General features: G+C 65.8%; 18 protein-coding genes. 6 read left to right on the top strand and 12 right to left on the bottom strand.

The genetic code is table 11. From position 1 onward, the window contains the following. Positions 1-25: 25 nt before the first annotated feature. From KDW55_RS15015 to mltG, 3 genes are read right to left on the bottom strand one after another with little or no spacing between them, the layout of a single operon-like run. Positions 26-1,054, bottom strand: coding sequence for a DNA polymerase III subunit delta' (locus tag KDW55_RS15015; protein WP_212160139.1), 1,029 nt, complete (start codon positions 1,052-1,054; stop codon positions 26-28). 31 nt (positions 1,055-1,085) lie between these two features. Next, on the bottom strand, positions 1,086-1,706 hold the full coding sequence (gene tmk, locus KDW55_RS15020; protein ID WP_209824353.1) for a dTMP kinase: 621 nt from the start codon (positions 1,704-1,706) through the stop codon (positions 1,086-1,088). Continuing rightward, the gene (mltG, locus tag KDW55_RS15025; protein ID WP_040144352.1) at positions 1,706-2,725 is read right to left on the bottom strand and encodes an endolytic transglycosylase MltG; all 1,020 of its coding nucleotides are present in this window, start codon (positions 2,723-2,725) and stop codon (positions 1,706-1,708) included. The genes tmk and mltG overlap by 1 nt, the downstream gene beginning before the upstream one ends. Positions 2,726-2,802: 77 nt before the next feature. Here mltG and KDW55_RS15030 point away from each other — a divergent pair, with 77 nt between their 5' ends. Both KDW55_RS15030 and KDW55_RS15035 read left to right on the top strand, forming a co-directional pair. Beyond that, positions 2,803-3,837, top strand: a complete 1,035-nt coding sequence (locus KDW55_RS15030; RefSeq protein WP_069241471.1) for a folate-binding protein YgfZ — start codon at positions 2,803-2,805, stop codon at positions 3,835-3,837. A gap of 80 nt (positions 3,838-3,917) precedes the next feature. Then, positions 3,918-4,763, top strand: a complete 846-nt coding sequence (locus tag KDW55_RS15035) for an NRDE family protein (RefSeq protein WP_069241472.1) — start codon at positions 3,918-3,920, stop codon at positions 4,761-4,763. Between the two features lie 24 nt (positions 4,764-4,787). Here the strand turns inward: KDW55_RS15035 and KDW55_RS15040 are convergent, their stop codons facing one another. The 5 genes from KDW55_RS15040 to KDW55_RS15060 form a co-directional block, all read right to left on the bottom strand. Then, complete coding sequence (locus KDW55_RS15040) at positions 4,788-5,228, bottom strand: GNAT family N-acetyltransferase (protein WP_069241966.1); 441 nt, start codon at positions 5,226-5,228, stop codon at positions 4,788-4,790. 44 nt (positions 5,229-5,272) lie between these two features. Next, positions 5,273-6,232, bottom strand: a complete 960-nt coding sequence (locus KDW55_RS15045; RefSeq protein ID WP_069241473.1) for an alpha/beta hydrolase — start codon at positions 6,230-6,232, stop codon at positions 5,273-5,275. Positions 6,233-6,638: 406 nt separating this feature from the next. After that, positions 6,639-7,118: a PaaI family thioesterase gene (locus tag KDW55_RS15050; RefSeq protein ID WP_069241474.1), complete on the bottom strand. Its 480-nt coding sequence runs from the start codon at positions 7,116-7,118 to the stop codon at positions 6,639-6,641. Further along, complete coding sequence (locus tag KDW55_RS15055; protein WP_040144358.1) at positions 7,115-7,429, bottom strand: Dabb family protein; 315 nt, start codon at positions 7,427-7,429, stop codon at positions 7,115-7,117. Before KDW55_RS15055 ends, KDW55_RS15050 begins: the two co-directional genes overlap by 4 nt. A 472-nt stretch (positions 7,430-7,901) precedes the next feature. Then, complete coding sequence (locus KDW55_RS15060) at positions 7,902-8,456, bottom strand: TetR/AcrR family transcriptional regulator (RefSeq protein ID WP_069241475.1); 555 nt, start codon at positions 8,454-8,456, stop codon at positions 7,902-7,904. 212 nt (positions 8,457-8,668) lie between these two features. Between KDW55_RS15060 and KDW55_RS15065 the strand changes: the two genes are divergently transcribed. After that, a complete protein-coding gene (locus KDW55_RS15065) occupies positions 8,669-9,532 on the top strand; it encodes an NmrA family NAD(P)-binding protein (protein WP_212160141.1) in 864 nt (287 codons plus the stop codon). Positions 9,533-9,661: 129 nt separating this feature from the next. On the opposite strand, the gene KDW55_RS15070 is transcribed toward KDW55_RS15065, so the two are convergent. Continuing rightward, positions 9,662-10,582 carry a LysR substrate-binding domain-containing protein gene (locus KDW55_RS15070; protein WP_040144361.1) on the bottom strand — a complete coding sequence of 307 codons (921 nt, stop codon included), beginning with the start codon at positions 10,580-10,582 and terminating at the stop codon, positions 9,662-9,664. 328 nt (positions 10,583-10,910) lie between these two features. Between KDW55_RS15070 and KDW55_RS15075 the strand changes: the two genes are divergently transcribed. The 3 genes from KDW55_RS15075 (at position 10,911) to KDW55_RS15085 (ending at position 16,199) form a co-directional block, all read left to right on the top strand. Further along, positions 10,911-11,750 (top strand): AraC family transcriptional regulator, encoded by an 840-nt coding sequence (locus KDW55_RS15075; protein ID WP_212160143.1) that lies wholly within the window; start codon positions 10,911-10,913, stop codon positions 11,748-11,750. 255 nt (positions 11,751-12,005) lie between these two features. Then, positions 12,006-13,301 (top strand): amino acid permease, encoded by a 1,296-nt coding sequence (locus tag KDW55_RS15080; RefSeq protein ID WP_212160144.1) that lies wholly within the window; start codon positions 12,006-12,008, stop codon positions 13,299-13,301. 756 nt (positions 13,302-14,057) lie between these two features. Then, positions 14,058-16,199: a hypothetical protein gene (locus KDW55_RS15085; protein WP_212160310.1), complete on the top strand. Its 2,142-nt coding sequence runs from the start codon at positions 14,058-14,060 to the stop codon at positions 16,197-16,199. Positions 16,200-16,346: 147 nt separating this feature from the next. Here KDW55_RS15085 and KDW55_RS15090 read toward each other — a convergent pair whose 3' ends face one another. From KDW55_RS15090 to pncA, 3 genes are all read right to left on the bottom strand, one after another. Next, a complete protein-coding gene (locus tag KDW55_RS15090; protein WP_212147832.1) occupies positions 16,347-17,747 on the bottom strand; it encodes a sensor domain-containing diguanylate cyclase in 1,401 nt (466 codons plus the stop codon). 316 nt (positions 17,748-18,063) lie between these two features. Beyond that, positions 18,064-19,242, bottom strand: a complete 1,179-nt coding sequence (locus KDW55_RS15095) for an acetyl-CoA C-acyltransferase (RefSeq protein WP_212197988.1) — start codon at positions 19,240-19,242, stop codon at positions 18,064-18,066. A gap of 42 nt (positions 19,243-19,284) precedes the next feature. Continuing rightward, positions 19,285-19,917 carry a bifunctional nicotinamidase/pyrazinamidase gene (gene pncA, locus KDW55_RS15100; protein ID WP_212147831.1) on the bottom strand — a complete coding sequence of 211 codons (633 nt, stop codon included), beginning with the start codon at positions 19,915-19,917 and terminating at the stop codon, positions 19,285-19,287. Positions 19,918-19,925 lie beyond the last annotated feature (8 nt).

Below are 19,925 nucleotides of genomic sequence, written 5' to 3' on the forward strand. Positions count from 1 at the left end.
CGCACTCGCAGGAAGCAATTCGCGCTCACGCGAACATTTCCCGATAACCGAGAAACAGTTCCTCGAATACGAGCCGGGCATTGAGCGGATGATTCTCGACCATCCGCTGGCGCGTCACGGCCTTCATGAAGCGCGCGAACGCATTTCCGTCCACCGCTTGCGCGCAACGCGCGAGCGCGGCGGCCTGCATCGGGAAGTAGCGCGGCGCGCCCGCCATCCGTTGCGCGAGCAGATCGTACAGCCAGCGCTGCAGCCAGCCGAGCACGAGCGGCACCGGCAGCTTCTGCAGCGTCTCGCCGCATGCGAACGGATCGCACGCGGCGCCGGCCGCGAGCTGGCCGAGCGTGAAATCGCGCAACGGCCGGTTCTCGTCGCTCGCAAGCGCCAGCGCCGCGAGCGGCGCGCCGCCGGCTTCGGCGAGCAGCGCGCGCGCGTCGTCGACGCCCTGCGCCGCGAGCCATGCCGCCGCCGCGTCGGGCGCGGGCACCGTCATCGGCCATTGCCGGCAGCGGCTGATGATTGTCGGCAGCAGCCGGTCGATACGCGCCGACACCAGCAGGAATACGACGCCGGACGGCGGCTCCTCGAGCGTCTTCAACAGCGCGTTCGACGCCGCGACGTTCAGCGCCTCGGCCGGATACAGCACGACGACGCGCGCGCCGCCGCGGTGCGAACCGACCCCGCAGAAGTCGAGCAACGCGCGCACCTGCTCGATCTTGATTTCCTTGCTCGGAGCACGGGTTTTCTTGCCGCCTTCGTCGGCATCGGCCGGCTTCGCGTCGTCTGCTGCGCCCGGGGCCTCACCCGCGAGCGCCTCGGGCAGCACGATCCGGTAGTCCGGATGGTTCCCCTGCGCGAACCACGTGCACGCCGCGCACGCGCCGCACGGCTCGCCGTTCGGCCGCGGCGCCTCGCACAGAAAACCCTGCGCGAGGTGCTGCGCGAACTGCAGCTTGCCGATTCCGGCCTGACCGTGCAGCAGCAGCGCATGCGGCCATTGCGCGCGCAGTTGCTGCAGGCGGTTCCAGTCGTCGGTCTGCCACGGATAGATCATCGGGTGCTTCCTTCGGGTGACGGCATTCGGGTTACAGCGCGGCCAGCACGCGCTCGAGCTGCCGGCGAATGTCGGAGATCGTCTGCGTCGCGTCGACGATCGCGAAGCGGTGCGGCGCCTCTTGCGCGCGCCGCAGGTATTCGGTGCGGGTGCGCGAGAAGAACGCGTCCGACTCGCTTTCGAACTTGTCGGGCATGCGCGCGGCGCCCCGGCGCTCGCTCGCGACCTGCGGCGCGACGTCGAACAGTACCGTCAGGTCGGGCTGGAAACCGCCCTGCACCCAGCGCTCGAGCGCTTCGAGCTTGTCGCGCGGCAACCCGCGGCCGCCGCCCTGGTAGGCGAACGTCGCGTCGGTGAAGCGATCGGACACGACCCAGTCGCCGCGCGCGAGTGCGGGCTCGATCACGAGCGCGAGGTGCTCGCGGCGCGCGGCGAACATCAGCAGCGCTTCGGTCTCGAGATCCATCGGCTGGTTCAGCAGAATCTCGCGCAGTTTCTCGCCGAGCTGCGTGCCGCCCGGCTCACGGGTGACGACGACCTGCCGGCCGACCGCGGCGAGCTTCGCCTGAAGACGTTCGCAGAACCATTGCAGATGGGTGGTCTTCCCCGCCCCGTCGATGCCCTCGAACGTGATGAATTTACCGCTCGCCATTATTGACCTCGTATGTATTTGTCCACGGCCTTGTTGTGGTCGCCGAGCGTATCCGAGAACACGCTCGTACCGTCGCCCTTCGCGACGAAATACAGCGCGCTCGTCTGCGCCGGATTGATCGCCGCCTGCAGAGACGCGACGCCCGGCAGGGCGATCGGTGTCGGCGGCAGCCCGCGACGCGTATAGGTATTGTAGGGAGTGTCGGCCTGCAGGTCGCGCTTGCGCAGGCGTCCGTCGTACGCGTCGCCGAGGCCGTAGATCACCGACGGGTCGGTCTGCAGCGGCATCCCGATGCGCAGCCGGTTCGCGAACACGGCCGCGACGAATGCGCGGTCGGCCGCATGCCCCGTTTCCTTCTCGACGATCGATGCGACCGTCAGCGCTTCGTAAGGCGTCTTGTACGGCAAGCCGGGCGCGCGCGCGGCCCATGCTTCGTCGAGGCGCGTCTGCATCAGATGGTATGCGCGCCGGTAGATGTTCAGGTCGGTCGTGCCCTTGTCGAACAGGTAGGTGTCCGGGAAAAACAGCCCTTCGCCGCTGCCGCGCTGGATCGCGCTCTCGGGCGCACCGATCGCGCGCAGCAGCTCGGCGTCGCTCATGCCGGCCGTCGCATGCGCGAGATCGGGGTTGCCGTCGAGCTCCGCGCGCATCCGCTTGAACGTCCAGCCCTCGATCACTGTCGCGACGTACTCGTTCACGTCGCCGCGCGCGATCTTCTGCAGCACGTCGTACGGCGTGATGCCGGTCTTGAATTCGTAGTTGCCGGACTTGAGCCGGCTCGACAGCCCGAGCACGCGCGTCATCGCGACGAAGCCGAACGGCTCGATCGGCACGCCGCCGCGCTTGAGCTGCAGCGCGACGCTTTTCACGCTGCTGCGCGGCTTGATCGTGACATCGAGCGACGCGGCGGAGAGCAGCAGCGGCCGGGTCGCCCAGTAATATCCGCCGCCCGCGACGGCAGCGGCCACAACGACGGCCAGCGCCACGATCGTCGCGGCGCATTTCTTCAGTAGGGACATGGAAACGAGACTCAGGTAAGACCCATATAATACTTGCTCGCCTTCGTCAAAGTCAGGGTTGACTGTTCCCTCATTCCATGAGCACACCGTTCGCTTCACCGGCTGCCCAGCCCGCATCCGCGTCGCTCCCCGTTTTCCCCCGTCCGTCCGCCGCCGATTTCGACGCGCCGGGCGCCTGCATGCCGCTGCCGCAGTTCGGCGTGATCGACGTCGCCGGCGACGATGCCGCGACGTTCCTGCACAGCCAGCTCACCAACGACATCGAACATCTCGATGCGGCGAGCGCGCGGCTGTCCGGCTATTGCTCGCCGAAAGGCCGCCTGCTCGCATCGTTCCTTGCGTGGCGCGCGGGACACGGCGTGCGCCTGCTGGTCTCGAAGGACGTGCAGGCCGCCGTGCAGAAACGCCTGTCGATGTTCGTGCTGCGCGCGAAAGCCAAGCTCACGGACGCGAGCGACACGCTCGCCGTGGTCGGCTTCGCGGGCGACGTGCGCGACGCGCTGTCGGGCGTCTTCGATGCGCTGCCCGACGGCGTGCACGTGAAAGTCGACGGCCCGGCCGGCGCGCTGATCCGCGTGCCGGATGCGGCCGGCCGCAAGCGCTACCTGTGGATCGGGCCGCGCGATGAAGTCGACGCGCGCGTCGCCGCGCTTGCCGGCACGCTGCCGGTCGTGTCGCCGGCCGTGTGGGACTGGCTCGACGTGCGCGCGGGCGAGCCGCGCATCACGCAGCCGGCGGTCGAGCAGTTCGTGCCGCAGATGGTCAACTTCGACGTGATCGGCGCGGTCAACTTCCGCAAGGGCTGCTACCCGGGCCAGGAAGTCGTCGCGCGCAGCCAGTACCGCGGCACGATCAAGCGCCGCACCGCGCTCGCGCACGTGGCCGCCGACACCGACACCGCGCAGGCCGGCATCGAGCTGTTCCACAGCGACGACCCCGGCCAGCCTTGCGGGATGGTCGTCAACGCGGCGGCCGCGCCCGCGGGCGGCGTCGATGCGCTCGTCGAGATCAAGCTTGCCGCGCTCGACAGCGGCACGGTCCATCTCGGTTCGGCAGACGGTCCGCCGCTCGCGTTCGACACGCTGCCGTACGCGTTCCCGACGCAAGCGTGACGCACTGACAACCCCATTCGCACGCCGGTTCGCGGATCATTGCGACCGGCGCCCGATGTTTCCTGCGAGAGATTCGCCCGATGTGTCTGATTGCCTTCGACTGGCAGCCTGATGCCGCCGCCGGTCCCGTCTTTACGCTGGCCGCCAACCGTGACGAATTCTTTCGCCGGACGAGTGCGCCGCTTTCGTGGTGGGAGGACGTGCCGGGCGTGCTGGCCGGCCGCGACCTCGAAGCCGGCGGCACCTGGCTCGGCGTGTCGCGCGACGGCCGCTTCGCGGCGCTGACGAACTACCGTGCGCCGTTCGACATCCGCGCGGGCGCGCCGACCCGCGGCAAGCTCGTATCCGACTTCCTCGGCGGCCCGTCCGTCGCGCCGCTCGATTACCTTGGCCAACTTGCCGAGCATGCAGCGGTGTACAACGGCTTCAACCTGCTGGTCGGCGACTGGAAGCGGCGCGAGCTCGCGTGGTTCTGCAATCGGGCGGCCGAAGGCGAAACCGCCGTCGCCGCGCCGGTCGCGGTCGACGCCGGCGTGCATGCGCTGTCGAATGCGCAGCTCGATACGCCCTGGCCGAAAGTCGTGCGCAAACGCGCCGAGCTCGGCACGCTGCTGACCGACAATCCGACACCGTCGCTCGACGAGCTGATCGAGCTGATGCGCGATCCGCGCGTCGCGGACGACGCCGCGCTGCCGCACACCGGCATTCCGATCGAGCGCGAACGCGCGCTGTCGGCCGCGTTCATCGAGACGCCGGAATACGGCACGCGCGGCACGACCGCGCTGCGCGTGACGATGAAGGAAGGCGTGCGGCTGACGGTCGACATCAAGGAGCGCTGCGACGACGACGGTTCGCACCGCACCGTCCGCCCCGGCACGTTCGAGCGTGCGTTCACGTTCGACATCGACGCGACGCGGCCGCGCTGAAGCCGCCCGGGCCGCGCCGTCGCGCTACGGCGCGCGCGCCATCTCGACGTGCGGCACGCCGAGTTCGACGAACGGTTCGCCGATCGCCGTGAAGCCGTGCCGCACGTAGAACGACACCGCGGCGTCCTGCGCGTACAACCGCACGAGCGGTTCGCCGCGGCGCCGCGCGGCCGCCAGCAGCGCGTGCAGCACTGCCGAGCCGGCGCCCTGCCCGCGTGCATCGGCGAGCACCGCGACGCGGCCGATCGTGCCGGACGGCAGCAGCCGCCCGGTCGCGACCGCCCGACGTGCGCCCGTTGCCGGATCGATCCGGTAAGCCACCGCATGCACTGACAACGGATCGTCGTCGTCGAGCTCCCATTCCGGCGGGATCCGCTGCTCGCGCACGAACACCGCGTCGCGAATGCGCGCGGCGTCGGCGCCCAGCGCCGTCCAGTCGCCCGTTTCCACGAAGCTGTCGGTCATCGCTCTCTCCGCGCGGCGTCGCGCGCCGCCGTCCTCAACCGCCGTCAAATGTCGTCGAATGCGGCCTTCAGCGCCGCCACCGCATCGGCATGGGCAGCCCGCACCTCGGGCACGTAGCCGCCCATCTTGAAGAACTCGTGAATCATCCCCGGATAGCAGACGAGCGTGACCGCATTGCCCGCCGCGCGCAGTTTGTCCGCGTACGCGGCGCCCTCGTCGCTGAGCGGATCGTATTCGGCCGTCGCGATCCATGCCGGTGCGACGCCGGCGAACGACGGTGCGCCGCGCGTGCCGTCGAGCGGAGCGAACCGCCAGTCGTCGCGGTCCGAGCGATCGCGCACGTATTGCGTGAAGAACCACTGGATCGTGTCCTGCGTCAGCAGGTAGCCGTTCGCGAGCCGCGCGTGCGAGTCGGTGCGCTGGTGGCCAGTGACGCCGGGATAAATCAACAACTGCAGCGCAAGATCGATGCCTGCGTCGCGCGCGAGCACCGCGCATACGGTCGCGAGCGTGCCGCCGGCGCTGTCGCCGCCGACGGCGAGCCGCGCGGCGTCGATGCCGAACGCGGCCGCCTCGCCATGCAGCCAGCGTAACGCATCGTCGGCGTCATTCACCGCTGTCGGAAACTTGTGTTCGGGCGCGAGCCTGTAATCGACCGACAGCACCGCACACTGCGCGTCGCGCGCGAACATCCGGCACAGTGCGTCGTGCGTATCGACGCTGCCGACCGTGAAGCCGCCGCCATGGTAATAGACGAGCGCCGGCAGCGGTTCGGCGAGGCTGGGCTCGACCGGCATGAAGAGCCGCGCACCGATCGTGCGGCCATCGCGGGTCGGTACGACGCAGGCCTCGACCGCGTGCATCGGCGCGGGTGCGACGTCGAGGATCGGCGCGCTTTTCTCGTACGCGGCGCGCGCCTGCTGCGGCGTCTGGTGGTGATAGGACGGGCGTTTCGCGCGCTCGACCATGTCGAGCACCTGGGCGATCTTCGGATTCAGCGGCATCGGTGAGGACGGCGCATGCGGCGCCGTAAGCGGACAAGCGTCACATGATGCCATGCGCGGGTCGCACGGGCTGGACCGGCTGCTTGCCGCGCCCGCGGCCGTTCAGGCGCAGCGAACGCTTCCGGTGCGCGCGCCAGCTCGGATGCAATCGTCTCGCGGCCATGCAGCGGCTTCGTCGCGACGCGCTCACCCCGCTCGGCGAGCGCGTGTGCGCGGCGCGTCGATGAGCCGGACATTGTCGCCGCTCGCGCCGCCGTGCAGGCGCGATACGAGCAGGATCCGGCGATTGACCGTGTGCATTGCCGGCTCCAGGCCCATTCGCACCGGATCGCCGTCCGGCCGCGCATCCGTGCCGCGAAACGAAACGGCCCTGCCATCGCTCAGGCAGCGCCGCGCCGTTCAATACCTACGCGTCGCTCGGGCCGGGCTGCGCATCAGGCGCCGTGCGCGTGCGCTGCCGCTTGATGTCGCGACCCACCGCGAGGCGCCGCATGTACTTGAACGTGCCGAGCGCCTTCGCGACGAAATTGCCGTCGCTGTCGCGCACTTCGCCTTCGCAGTACGCCATCGTCGTCGACCGATGCATCACGCGTCCATACGCGCGCAGCTCGCCGCGCCCCGGCTGCATGAAGTTCACCTTCATCTCGACCGTAACGACGCCGACACCGTCGTCGGTCAGGCTGCGCGCGGCCATCGCGAGCGCGATGTCCGACAGCGTCATCGTCACGCCGCCGTGCGCGATGCTCCACGTATTCATGTGCCGCTCGTCGAGCGGCAGCACGATCTCGCTTGCGCCATCCTTCGCGGAAATCAATCGGACGCCGAGCAGATCGACGAACGGACTTTCGATCGACGGGCCGGCCGTCGGAGATGCCGCGTCGCTCATCGTGCGCTGTCACAAACGTAGTCGACGCACTGCCGCGATTCGGCCACCGCGGCAACGAATTTCTTCACTTCCTGGTGCACCGGGTGCACCTGGTATGCGTCGAGCGCGGCGCGGTCCGCGAAATCGGATACGAGCACGACATCCGACGTCGCTTCGAGGCCCGGCGTCGCAACCCCGACGTCGATCTGCAGGATGCCCGGCACGAGGTCGCGGCAGCCTTCGAGCTTTTCCTTCATCTTCAGCGCGTTTTGCGCACGCGTGCCGCCTTCGGCCGATTCCTTCAGCTTCCACATGACGATATGTCTGATCACTTCGTTCGCTCCTGTTCGTGTTGGTTCGGCGATTCGCCTGTCACCCTTGCCAGTCGGGCGCCCTATACCCGCCCATTGTTCGCTTGCGTTCGCCTGAAATCGCATCCCGCCGATAAAAATGCGGGGCACTTCAACCATCCAGACGATCCCCTTTTTCACCGTGCCACTTACCGACAGCAAGATCGACAAGTGAAGGCAGACGACAAGCCTACCAAACTTGCCGACGGCAATGGGCTGTATCTGACGGTGAAGCCGCCCGGCTCCACGCTTTCGTGATACCCATGAAAAATCGCCGGGAAGAAAAACGTCGTCGCGAGCGGCGAGTATCCCGCCATCCGCGTTGAAGCCAAGCGCGTGGCACGCGACGATGCCCGCGAACGTGTCGGAAAGGGGCCTAGCCCCGTCCCATTCATGAATGGCAGCGCAACGAAGTCAGCGACGCGGATCAGGCGCCTCGGCCAGCAGACGCAGATCAGTCCAGCGCCGCTCGTGTTTCGCGAAGAATTTCGTGCGACAGTTCGGGGTCGTCGACCGCCCGAGCCAGGACGAGGGCTCCGACGATGCTCGAGAGTATGTGAATCGCATCGCGACGCGCGTGTTTCTTCCTCGCCTTCGCATCAGACTCGGCCAAGCGTTCGAGCATGCCCTCGACATGCCGCGTGAAGGCCGGTTGCGCTGCTGGCTGGCGCGCAATCTCGCCGGCCAATCCTGCCATCATGCATCCGTTCCCCCTCTCGTCGCGATGTTGCTCGGTGAGGTACCCGTCAAGGTATTGAGCCCTCGTCTCGCCGCGAGCCGTGCCTTGCCTCATGGACTCGAGCGCTTTGCCCGAAGTGTCTTCGATGCTCTTCGCGATCAGGTCCTCCTTCGACTCGAAGTGATGGTAGAAGGCGCCATGAGTGAGGCCGGTTGCCTTCATGATTTCACTCAGGCTGACGCCGGAAAACCCGTATTCGCGAAACAGAATGGATGCCTGCTCGAGGATGCGGGCATGTTTTTCTGCCGTCTCTTCTGGCGGGTAACGCATACGTCCTCCAAAAACTGCAAAGAAAATGATTGACGGGAAACAGTATAGTCATCATGCTTCACGAACGAAAGCATGATGGTCATCATGTTTGAAGCCCGCTTTCCTGGCACGTTGGGGCGCGCGTGCAACTTATAACATGATGACCGTACTGCTTAAGCGTTGGGGCCGGCGCGCAAGCCGGGCCCGGGATTCCTTGCTTTCAGGAGATTGACATGAAGAAGTTTCTCGTCACGGGTTCCACTGGTGCGACAGGCGCTCCTACCGTTCGTCTGCTGCTGGACCACGGCCACGCGGTCGCGGCGTTAGTACGTCGTGAAGACGATCGTTCCGACGCGCTGAAGCGAATGGGCGCACAAATCGTTACCGGGGACATGTTGAAGATCGAAGACGTTCGCCGTGCGATGCACGGTGTCGATGGCGTCTACTTCTGCTATCCGTTGACGCAGGGTGCGGTGGAAGCGACGGCGATACTCGCGCAGGCGGCAAGCGAGCATGGTGTGAAGCAGATCGTGTATATGTCGCAGCGGCAATCGCGCCCGCACGCGCGCAGCCCGGCAACGATGAGCCACTGGCTATCCGAGCGAATCCTCGACAGATCCGGTGTCCCGACAGCGCATCTGCGCGTCAATTTCTTTGCCGAATGGATGCTGTACATAGCGGCCGAGATCCGCGCCGGTCGCTACCTGACACCGTTCGATCCGGAAAGCCGCTTCGTGCCCGTCGCGGCAATCGATATCGCGCAAGTGGTCGTGAAGATTCTCGAAAATCACGAAGCGTTCGGTAGCGCGATCATTCCCGTCACAGGCCCGACTGAAGTCAGCCACATCGAACTCGCGGGCATTCTCGCGAGGACGCTTGAAAAAGAGATTCGCTTCGAACAGGTGTCGCCGGATGAATTCGTAAAGGCCCTCGGGCTCGATCGCGACCCTTCGTTTGCCGCCCACTTCACGGCAGTCAGGATCGATCAGCAGGAGCAACTGCTTGCCGGCGTCGAGAAGATCACCGAGGAGATCATCGGTCGGCCGCTGACAACGCCCGAGCAGTTTATCGAAGCGCATCGCCAACATTTGGCGTGAATTGACTGCGGTCGATCATTCGGGCGGCTGCGAGGTCGCAATGGGCTCGGTGGGAGGAATCCGGCATTCGGGACAGGATGTCCTCCCGATCGAGCGAGCCGACGCCGATGTGCGAGACCCGCATTCGCTTCAGGTAGCGATGCTGCGCGTGCTGAAAAGCCTCGATATCAGGTCGATCTGATCCAGTTGTTCGATCCACCATCTCAGCGCACGTCCCGTCTTGTCCTCCCGCCAGCCGAGGTAGCAGTTCGTGTGCGCCCGCACGCCTGTCACCTGGCGCTCGACGAGCTTGCCCTGCCGTATCAACTCCTCGGCGACGGGCGCGGGCAGCATGCCGACGGCAATGCCTTCGCAAAGCAGGTCGATTTTGGCGGCCAGATTCGGTACGACGATGACCGGTTGCCCGTCGTGAATGGCCACCGATCTCGGCTCGAGGTCGCGCGAGGTATCGCTGATGACGACGCCGCGATGACTTGAAATTGTGCCGCTATCCAGCGTCTCTTCGATCACGGCAAGCGGATGATGAGGCGCCACGACAAAAACGTGACGCAACAGGCCGATCGGCCTTGCCGCAACGTGGGGCGCGTGTGGCGGCTCGCCCGCGGCGCCGATCGCGAGATCCGCTCGCCCCGTCACGAGCGCGTCCCATACGCCACCGAGCACTTCGGTCGATAAACGAAGCCGTGTCGTCATCTTCATTTCGTAGAAGGCGCGCACGTGCGGCCACAACGACGCGAGCGGAAGAATCTCGTCGACACACAGCCTGAGCTCGGCCTCCCAACCCGCATGGACACTTCGAACCTTCCTCTCCAGTTCCTGCCCGGCTCGGAGCAAACGACGACCGTCGTCGACGAGCAGCCGCCCCGCCTCCGTCAATTGTGCACGTCGGCCGCGGCGATCAAACAGGGCGACGTCGAGATCGGCCTCCGTCTTTTGCACAAGGTAAGTCAATGCAGACGGTACGCGATGAAGCAGCACCGCTGCCTCCGCGAACGTGCCCGCCCGATCTATCGCATCGAGCACCTCGAGAACTTCAAACGACAACTTCAAAGCATTTACCTGTTAGATAGGCCCGTGATGATCGACGCAGCGCTTGGCGCGTCGGCTGGTCGAGGCTTCATCGCGGCTATGGCGACTTAACGCGCCCGCCGTCGCGGCTCGCGCGGCTGCGGGGGCGCTATTCTTGCAGGCACCACGACGCTTTGCCACTATTACCCGGATCGCCCACGTCCGCCTGGCCGGTCTTTGGGGCACTGATACGTAGACATTTCGACATTTCACCGATGGATGGAAGGCGCACGGTCGACTGCGGCTACAATGGTTCGCAGGTACTTCTGCGGCGTCAAGCCTCAGTTCAACGCGCTTTCGATACTCGACCGTGCCCCGCAACGATCCAAGAAACCACGCCTCTTTCTGGTTCAGCGCCCATACGCCGGGCCTGAGCTTGATGAGGGCCGATTTCACCACCCAGCAGTACGCACCGCACGTCCACGATGGATTTGTCATTGCGGTCACGGAGTCGGGCGGATCGATTATAAAGAGCCGGGGTGTGACCGATGAAGCACGGACATCGAAGCTGCTCGTCTTCAATCCGGAAGAAGCGCATTCGGGTTCGATGGGATGGAGCGAGCGCTGGCAGTACCGGTCGCTGTATCTTGCGGACGGGGCGATCTCGGCGATCGCGGACGGTCTCGGTATCGACGATGCGCCGTACTTCATCCGAAACGTCTTCGATGATCCGGATCTCATCGGCTATTTTCTGAAGCTGCACGTGTTGCTCGAAGCGGGAAACGACGTTTTTCGCGAGCGCGAACTGCTTTTCTCTACCTTCGGGCGGCTGTTTCAACGTCATGGTTCGGGCAGCAAGCGCATTGAGCCAGCACCTCGCGACCGCACGCTGCTTCGCGCGGTAACGGATCTCATCCACGACCGGTACGCAGAAGCGTTGCTGCTGGAAGACTTGAGCGCTGCCGTGGGTCTGACACCGTTCCAACTCATCGGTCTTTTCAATCGTTGCTTGGGGTTGACTCCTCACCTGTATCTGACGCAGGTGAGACTCATGGAAGCGCGTCAACGACTGATGAAAGGTGTGCCGATCGCAGATGCGGCCGCGTCGACAGGGTTCTACGATCAAAGTGCGCTAACGAGAAACTTCAAGCGCTGTTACGGGATCACCCCGTCACACTTTGCTGCAGCAGTGGCCCAGCAACGCCACTGAAGAAACGGCGTAGCGCCGCAATTTTTGCCAATACGCGGCTCGCCTCCGCTCAGACAATCGGGCTTTCGAATCCACATCGGAAGTCATCATGGTTGCTATCTGGCGCGAACAACGCCGCACTTTCCTCGAATCCAGTCGTCCAACGGCGGCCTCCAGCCTGCCGCCAGACCGACGCTTCTGCATTCGCGCGGTCGGCAATCCCAACGAAGGTCCGCAAGCGTTCTTGGCGCGCGACAGCGTTGCGGGAGCGACGCCATGAGCGCCGACGCCCGCAGCACGGAACGCGCACGCCTGCGGCGCGCGCTTGGATTGCAAGGAGCGGTGGCAGTAGGCGTCGGGGGAACGATTGGCGGGGGCATCTTCGTTCTCGTCGGGCAAGCCTCTGCACTGGCAGGGCCTGCGGCGCTGCTTTCGTTTGCGCTCGCGTTCGTCGCCGCGGTCGTAATCGCCCTGCCATACGCAGAATTGGCCTGCCGGTATCCGCAGGCGGGCGGTGGCTATGCGTTCGTGCGCGAAGTGCTTGGAAGCCGCTGGGGTTTCATGATGGGCTGGATCTTCTGCGGCTCGTACGTTTTCGTCAGCGGCTACGTGACGCTGGGATTCGGCGGTTACCTGAATGTGCTGACTGGTCTACCGCAAGTCTGGTGTGCGGTCGCGCTCGTGTTTGCATGTGTGCTGGTCAACGCACGGGGTGTCGAAGCCGCTGGCAAGGCTCAAGTAATTGTCATCGGTCTGGCGATCGCCGGTTTGCTGGGCTTTGCGGCAGCCGGAGCGCCTGCAATTCAGTTGACGCGGCTTACCCCATGGGCGCCGGGCGGGTTCACGGGGATACTGACGGGCGCACTCGTCGCGTTTCTCGCGTTCGGCGGTTTCGATATGGTCGCGGCGGCCGGCGAAGAGATCGACCGGCCAGAAAAAAACCTGCCCCGCGCAATCCTTCTCACCCTTGCGATTGTGCTCGGCATTTACCTCGTAGTCGCATTTACCGCGTTGGGCACCGTCGGTTGGCGCACGCTCGGCGCTTCCCCCGCGCCACTCAGCGCCGCTGCACGACAATTCATGGGGGACTCGGGCAGGCGGCTCGTCGCTGCTATTGCCGTCGTCACGACCGCGGCTACGGCAAACGCGGTGCTCGTCGTCACGTCGCGGATCATTTTCGCGATGGCGCGCGATGGTCTGCTGCCTTCCCCATTGGCGCGAGTCGATCCGAAAACCGGGACACCCGATATCGCGACGATCGTCAGCGGCGGCATGCTGATCACGATGGCCTTATTCGGCTCCTCATCCAGCGCAACAGCCGTAGGCGGCTTCCTTTACGTGCTGCATTTCGTCCCGCCGCTGCTCGTCCTGGTGACGTTGCGTCGAGACAAAAGCGTATCGCCTGTATTCAGAATGCCACTGCCTCACATTCTGTTGCCGCTTGCGTTTGTCATGACCGCGCTGCTGCTCGTGGCGAGCGGAACGAAAGGGATTTCGGGTGGAGCGATCTGGATCGTCATGGGCTTGCTCGCTTGCTCGAATAGGCGGAAAAGCCGTCGAGATGGACATTGATCAAGATATGCCGGACACCGAGTGTGGGCCGCTAACCGGATAACAGCGCGTCGGCCGGAAGTACTTCACCGTCCGCTCAGCGTCGATCACGACCCTTCATGCGGCCATAGCCGTGGCTCGCCATCGGCACCGACCGGCCCTCCTCGTCGGCAATGGCGCAGCCGTGCATCGCAGAGGGCGGGAACGCGCGTTGCTCGGCGCGCTTCGCGCCTTATCGCACGACCATGACAGATGAACCGTACCATTCATTTCCATCCGGCTGCGCGGGCGGCTGCAAACCGCCATTCGACCTTGCTTCCATCAATCACTATCGGCTCTGATTATCTCTTTTCATCGCCCTGCATTTTTTACCGCACGCGCGAGTAACAATTACGATTTATTGGCAAATAAAATACCCGAAAATTCATCGAGGAACATTGACTTCGACTTTCATCGAAATTTAGAATCCCCTACAACGCTTTGATCGGATTTTTCGTCGCTGCGAGAGCATGTGCCTTCGCTCAGGCCGTTCGGCCGGGCGAGTCCGCTCACCCCGCGACTTCACCCGTGTGGCAACGCATTACGCGCCCTTTTGCATTTCTTTTCGGTATTTGTCGCTTATCCGATTAATCGCCGCCCAATTCGCGTCCGAGCATTACCCGCCACCGATTCAACGGCATTTTCATAATGCCTGCAATGCAACATGAAGCGGAACGCATCTCCGCTCGCTCGAACATTCCGATAAAAAATGCAGTCGTCAGGAGGGTCGTCATGAACATGCACCGTTTCACGAAATCGCTGTGTGTCGGCTTCGTCTGCGCAGGCCTGCTCGCGGGTTGCAACGACGATGACGTCCGGTCGAACAGCCCGCCGTCGAACACGGCCGCGCTGGCGTTCCGGATGGATACCGGCGGGCAGATCAATGCGTTCTACCGGCAGGACAAGGTCGCCGCGCATCTGCTGGTGCGCTCGTCGACGAAGCCGCGCCTGCTCGTGGTATTTCCGGCTGGCAACAGCGGCACCGGGCTATGGTTCGACGATACCGCCCAGCCGGTGAACTGGAGCCTCGATACACAGCCGTCCGCGCTGTCGGCGCCCGACACGCACGGCCGCCCGCAATACGGAATCGGGGCCGACGTCTCGGTCGACACCGCTGCGCTGACGGTTCGCCAGGGGTTGCTCGGCAACGTGCGCTTCCTGCGCGACTTCAACGGCGGCGCGACGATCCCGCCGGAGATCGTCACCGCGCCGGCGATCCAGGGCAGCGCGGTGCAGTGGCAGCGCGACCGGATCGACGGCGCGCCCGGCTACACGCTGCGCATCACGCTGCGCGACGGCGGCAGCATCGCGCCGGCCGCAGGCGGCAAGCTCGAGCTGCGGGCAGCACCGGGTTCGCATACGCTGAAACTGCACGTCGACGCGCTGTCGGGCGAGACACCGTTGTCGCCGATCACGCGCGCCGACCTGTTTGCGCCGTCCGTGAACCCCGATCCGGTCAGCCAGAACGTGCTCGAATTCCTGAGCTTCAACGACAAGCTGCTGGCCGGCTCGTGGCAGTACGACACGTACTTCGGCCGCGACACGCTGATTTCCGTGCGCATGCTGATGCCGGTGCTCGAACCCGCGGCGATCGAGGCCGGCTTGTCGTCGGTGCTGAGCCGGCTGTCGAGCGACGGCAAGGTCGCGCACGAGGAAGGGATCGGCGAATTCGCGCTGGTCGACAACGCAAAGCACGGCCGCCCGAACGACGCGACGCCAACCTACGACTACAAGATGATCGACAGCGACTACCTGCTCGCACCGATCGCGGCGGCCTGGCTGATCGACGACCCGCGCGGCCAGGCGCGCGCGGCCGCCTATCTCGCGCAACGCGGCAGCGACGGCCAGACCAACGGCAGCCGGCTCGTCGTGAATCTGCTGCACGTTGCGGCCACCGCGCAGCCGTTCGCGCAGCAACCGGCGGTCGCGAACCTGATTCACCTGCGGCCCGGCGAAATCGTCGGCAATTGGCGCGACAGCACCGACGGGCTCGGCGGTGGCGTCTACCCGTACGACGTGAATGCGGTGCTCGTGCCGGCCGCGCTGCGCGCCGCGAACGCGTTCCTGGCGCGCGGCCTGCTCGATCCGTACCTCGACGCCGGACAACGCACGACGCTCGCGAACACGGCAGCCCAGGCCGCCACATGGGAGCAGCAAGCGCCGCCGCTGTTCCAGGTCAGCGTACCCGCCGCGCAGGCCGCAACCGACGTGTCGGCCTACGCGCCGTCGGCCGGCGTGCCGGCCGGCACCGCGCCGAGCGCGCCGCTCACGTTCTATGCGCTGTCGCTCGACCAGCAAGGCGCGCCGATCCCGGTGATGAATTCCGACGGCGGGTTCGCGCTGCTGTTCGGCACGCCGCCGGACGACGAACTGCAGCGGATCGTGGCCGACGTCACGCGGCCATTCCCGACGGGGCTCGTCACGGACGTCGGGATGCTGATCGCGAACCCCGCTTATGCAAGCCAGACGTTGTGGCCAAAGTTCACGAGTTCCGCCTATCACGGCGCGGTGATCTGGTCGTGGCAGCAGGCGATGTGGGCCGCGGGGCTCGACCGGCAACTCGCGCGCCAGGATCTGTCGGCCGCGACGCGCACGCTGCTCACGCAGGCGCGGCAGACGATCTGGCAGGTGATCTCGAACGGCCGCGACATGCGCACATCGGAGATGTGGACGTGGTCGTACGCGAACGGCAAGTACCAGACCGATGCGTTCGGCACGCGCAGCGCCGATGCGACCGAGGCCAATGCGGCGCAGCTATGGAGTACGACGTATCTTGCGATCCGCGACCCGCAGCTGCGCACCGGCAAGTACTGGTGGCAGGCATCGCAGCGGCTGGAGGACGCGCAACCACGCACCGCCGCGGCCATTGCCGCGCGCTAGCGACGCGCCGGTGAAACAAAAGCACCGCATTCGAATTCGGGTGCGGGGCTTCAATCGGATCGTCCACGAAACGGATCGACGCGGCATCGCGTCCGCGGGCATCGTTCTCGCGCGTCAGATGGCCGAATCCGCAGCGTTCGCGCGTCGTCAGTGCGCGACCACGCGATTGCGCCCGTCGCGCTTCGCCTGATACAGCCGCTCGTCCACCGCGCGCAGCAACGCATCGACCGTGCTGCCATCGACGCCGTATTGCGCGACACCGACGCTGACCGTCACCTGCACGCGCTTGAAATCCAGCCCGAACGGCGAACTCGCGATCGACGATCTCACGCGTTCGGCGGTCATCCGTGCGCCTTCGAGCGGCATCTCCGGCAACAGCGCCATGAACTCCTCGCCGCCGACCCGCGCGAGCGCCCCCGCTGGCCGAATCGCTTCGAGACATTGGCGCACGACGCCGCGCAACACCTCGTCGCCGATCTGGTGACCGTACGCGTCGTTGATGTTCTTGAAGTTGTCGAGATCGAGCGCCAGCAGGCAGAACGGCGTGCCGTCGCGCTCCGCGCGCACGATCTCGCGCTCCACCTGCGCGATGAACTGGCGGCGGTTCGACGCGCCTGTCATCGGGTCGGTCGCGGCCATGTACTCGAGTTTCTGGTTCGTGCGCCGCAACTCCTGCAGCGCGCTCTCGGTGCGCGCCATCGATTCCGACAACCGGCTCATCAGGTCCTGCTGGCTGTAGATCGCGGAAAACGAGCGTGTCGTCTGAAGCGCCTGCACGACGCCGTAGCTGAGCAGGAAGAAGCCGCCCGCGAAGATCGCGTGCGCGAGCCACCACATGTGATTCCACGGTTTGCCGAGCAGGAACGCGACCGACGACAGCGCGAACGCCATGATCGACACGCCGTAGATGACCATCAACGGCGAGCGGATGCGCCGCGCGAGCAGCACGCCGATGTTCACGAGCGAAAGCACGAGCGCGCCGCCTTCCATCGACGTGCGCGTGCCGTACGCGCCCGCGACCGGCGAATAGGCGATGTACGCGACCGCCGCGTCGATGACCAGGAACAGCACGACCCACGGCAGCCACGTGCGCGCACGCGTACGCTTGTCGACGCGGTCGGGCGGCTGCGCATACGACAGCATGCCGGTCAGCAGCAGGATCGACATCACGAGACGCGACGCCGGCCCGTACAGCAGGAACAGCCAGATGTTGTGATGCGCCATCCCGGTGAAGAGGCCGTGCAGCGCATAGATCATCGCGAAGCCGAGAAAGCCGAGCGTCAGCCAGCGCAGCAGCGGCTCGCCGGACGCGCGGTAGCACACCCAGGTCACGTAGGTGACGAACGCGCCCTCGAGCGTTGCGGCCGCGATAGCGAGTTCATGAAATGCGTGGCTCTCGAACACGACGTGCGGGTCGCTGAAGAACCACAGATAGGCAATCAGATAGGCCGGCAGCAACGCGAATCCGACCAGCAGGCATTTTGCGTAGAGCCTCGCGGCCGCGCTGACGACCCGCGGCGGCTCCCCGGCTGCATAGGCTGTGCTCAATTTGGTCCCCGTTTCGGTCTGCTGCGTGGTTCGAACGTCCACGGTGCCGGAAACGCGCGCTGCATCGTCTTCGCCGGCTACCGGAAGCGCGTCGCGCGCGCCGATGCGACACGCGCGTTGGCCCATCCCGCCGAAAGGCAAATGTCAGAGCAAGTATAGGTGGCGCAATTCGTTTGACAAGTAAGGGGAAACGGCACCCTCTCCCCTGCGCCCTTTGCGTCGCGATCGTGACGAATCGCTGCCGAATCCGGCCGATGCGCGCGTCGGGGCGGCCGCCTCCATCGCCACGGAAGTCGCGGCCGCCGCCGATTTAACGTCAGACGATTTCGAACAGCCCGGCTGCGCCCTGCCCGCCGCCGATGCACATCGTGACGACCACGTATTTCACGCCGCGTCGCTTGCCTTCGAGCAGCGCATGGCCGGTCAGGCGCGCGCCGGACACACCGTACGGGTGCCCAACCGCAATCGCGCCGCCGTTCACGTTCAGCCGGTCGTCAGGAATCCCGAGTGTGTCGCGGCAGTACAGCACCTGCACCGCGAACGCTTCGTTCAGCTCCCACAAGCCGATGTCGTCGACCTTCAACCCGGCCTGCTTCAGCAGCTTCGGCACCGCAAACACCGGGCCGATCCCCATTTCATCCGGCTCGCAACCGGCCACCGCGAAACCGCGGAACACGCCGAGCGGCTGCAACCCTTCACGCTGCGCGACGTCCGCGTTCATCACCACGCACGCCGACGCGCCATCGGAGAACTGGCTCGCGTTGCCGGCGGTGATCACGCCGCCGGGCACGGCCGAGCGGATCTTCGACACGCCTTCGAGCGTCGTGTCGGGCCGGATGCCTTCATCGGCCGACACGGTCACTTCCTGCGTGAACAGGCGCCCCGTCGCCTTGTCGGCAATGCCGGCGCGCACGGTGATCGGCACGATCTCGTCGTGGAAGCGCCCGGCTTCCTGCGCGGCCGCGGCCCGCTGTTGCGACTGCACACCGTACGCGTCCTGCCGTTCCTTCGAGATCCGGTAGCGCTTCGCGACGTTCTCGGCCGTCTGCAGCATGTTCCAGTAGATCTCCGGCTTGTGCTCGACGAGCCAGCCTTCCTGGATCATGTGCCGGTTCATCTCGTTCTGCACGCACGAAATCGATTCGACGCCGCCCGCGACGTACACGTCGCCCTCGCCCGCGATGATCCGCTGCGCGGCGAGCGCGATCGTCTGCAGCCCGGACGAACAGAAACGGTTCACCGTCATCCCGGGCACGCTTACCGGCAGCCCCGCGCGCAGCGCGATTTGCCGCGCGATGTTGGCGCCGGTCGCGCCTTCGGGGTTCGCGCAGCCCATGATCACGTCCTCGATGCGCGCCGGGTCGAGCTTCGCGCGCTCGAGCGCAGCCGCGACCACATGGCCGCCGAGCGTCGCACCATGCGTCATGTTGAAGGCGCCGCGCCACGATTTCGCGAGCGGTGTGCGTGCGGTCGATACGATTACGGCTTCGGTCATGCGAGTCTCCTTCGGTCCTGCTTCATGTCGGATGGGGATGCGCTACGCCGCCGGGCGCGCGCCCGCGGACGTCACATGCGCGACGCCCGCTGCCTGCATCTGATGCCATGCGTGCGCGAGCGACCCGTTCAGGTCGATTGCGCGGCACGCATCGTTGATCACCGCGGCCTCGAAGCCCGCCGCGCGCGCATCGAGCGCCGACCACGCGACGCAATAGTCGGTCGCGAGCCCGCAGCACCACACGCGCTTCGCGCCCAGCTCGCGCAGATAGCCGGCGAGCCCCGTACGCGTCGTGCGATCGGCTTCCACGAACGCGGAATAGCTGTCGACCTGCGCGTCGCCGCCCTTGCGGATCACGAGCCGCGCATGCGGGATGTCGAGGTCGCGATGCAACGCCGCGCCTTCGGTGTCCTGCACGCAGTGCACGGGCCACAGAACCTGCTCGCCGTACGGCAGCGCGAGCGTCGAAAACGGTTCGCGCCCGGGATGGTTCGCCGCGAACGACACGTGCTCGCGCGGGTGCCAGTCCTGCGTCAGCACGACGTGATCGAAGCGTCGCGCGAGCGCGTTGATCACCGGCACGACCGCGTCGCCGTCCGGCACGGCGAGTGCACCGCCCGGCATGAAGTCGTACTGCACGTCGATCACGAGCAATACGTCGTCGCTGCGTTTCATTGCGTTTC

The sequence above is a fragment of the Burkholderia sp. AU19243 genome, from assembly GCF_018148075.1.
GTDB lineage: Bacteria > Pseudomonadota > Gammaproteobacteria > Burkholderiales > Burkholderiaceae > Burkholderia > Burkholderia latens_A.

Excerpts from the sequence above, each read along its gene's own strand:
- KDW55_RS15060 (WP_069241475.1), bottom strand. The coding sequence starts at position 8,456 with ATGCGTTACCCGCCAGAAGAGACGGCAGAAAAACATGCCCGCATCCTC.
- tmk (WP_209824353.1), bottom strand. The coding sequence starts at position 1,706 with ATGGCGAGCGGTAAATTCATCACGTTCGAGGGCATCGACGGGGCGGGG.
- KDW55_RS15065 (WP_212160141.1), top strand. The coding sequence starts at position 8,669 with ATGAAGAAGTTTCTCGTCACGGGTTCCACTGGTGCGACAGGCGCTCCT.
- KDW55_RS15030 (WP_069241471.1), top strand. The coding sequence starts at position 2,803 with ATGAGCACACCGTTCGCTTCACCGGCTGCCCAGCCCGCATCCGCGTCG.
- mltG (WP_040144352.1), bottom strand. The coding sequence starts at position 2,725 with ATGTCCCTACTGAAGAAATGCGCCGCGACGATCGTGGCGCTGGCCGTC.
- KDW55_RS15035 (WP_069241472.1), top strand. The coding sequence starts at position 3,918 with ATGTGTCTGATTGCCTTCGACTGGCAGCCTGATGCCGCCGCCGGTCCC.
- KDW55_RS15015 (WP_212160139.1), bottom strand. The coding sequence starts at position 1,054 with ATGATCTATCCGTGGCAGACCGACGACTGGAACCGCCTGCAGCAACTG.
- KDW55_RS15080 (WP_212160144.1), top strand. The coding sequence starts at position 12,006 with ATGAGCGCCGACGCCCGCAGCACGGAACGCGCACGCCTGCGGCGCGCG.
- pncA (WP_212147831.1), bottom strand. The coding sequence starts at position 19,917 with ATGAAACGCAGCGACGACGTATTGCTCGTGATCGACGTGCAGTACGAC.
- KDW55_RS15045 (WP_069241473.1), bottom strand. The coding sequence starts at position 6,232 with ATGCCGCTGAATCCGAAGATCGCCCAGGTGCTCGACATGGTCGAGCGC.
- KDW55_RS15095 (WP_212197988.1), bottom strand. The coding sequence starts at position 19,242 with ATGACCGAAGCCGTAATCGTATCGACCGCACGCACACCGCTCGCGAAA.
- KDW55_RS15040 (WP_069241966.1), bottom strand. The coding sequence starts at position 5,228 with ATGACCGACAGCTTCGTGGAAACGGGCGACTGGACGGCGCTGGGCGCC.
- KDW55_RS15085 (WP_212160310.1), top strand. The coding sequence starts at position 14,058 with ATGCACCGTTTCACGAAATCGCTGTGTGTCGGCTTCGTCTGCGCAGGC.
- KDW55_RS15050 (WP_069241474.1), bottom strand. The coding sequence starts at position 7,118 with ATGAGCGACGCGGCATCTCCGACGGCCGGCCCGTCGATCGAAAGTCCG.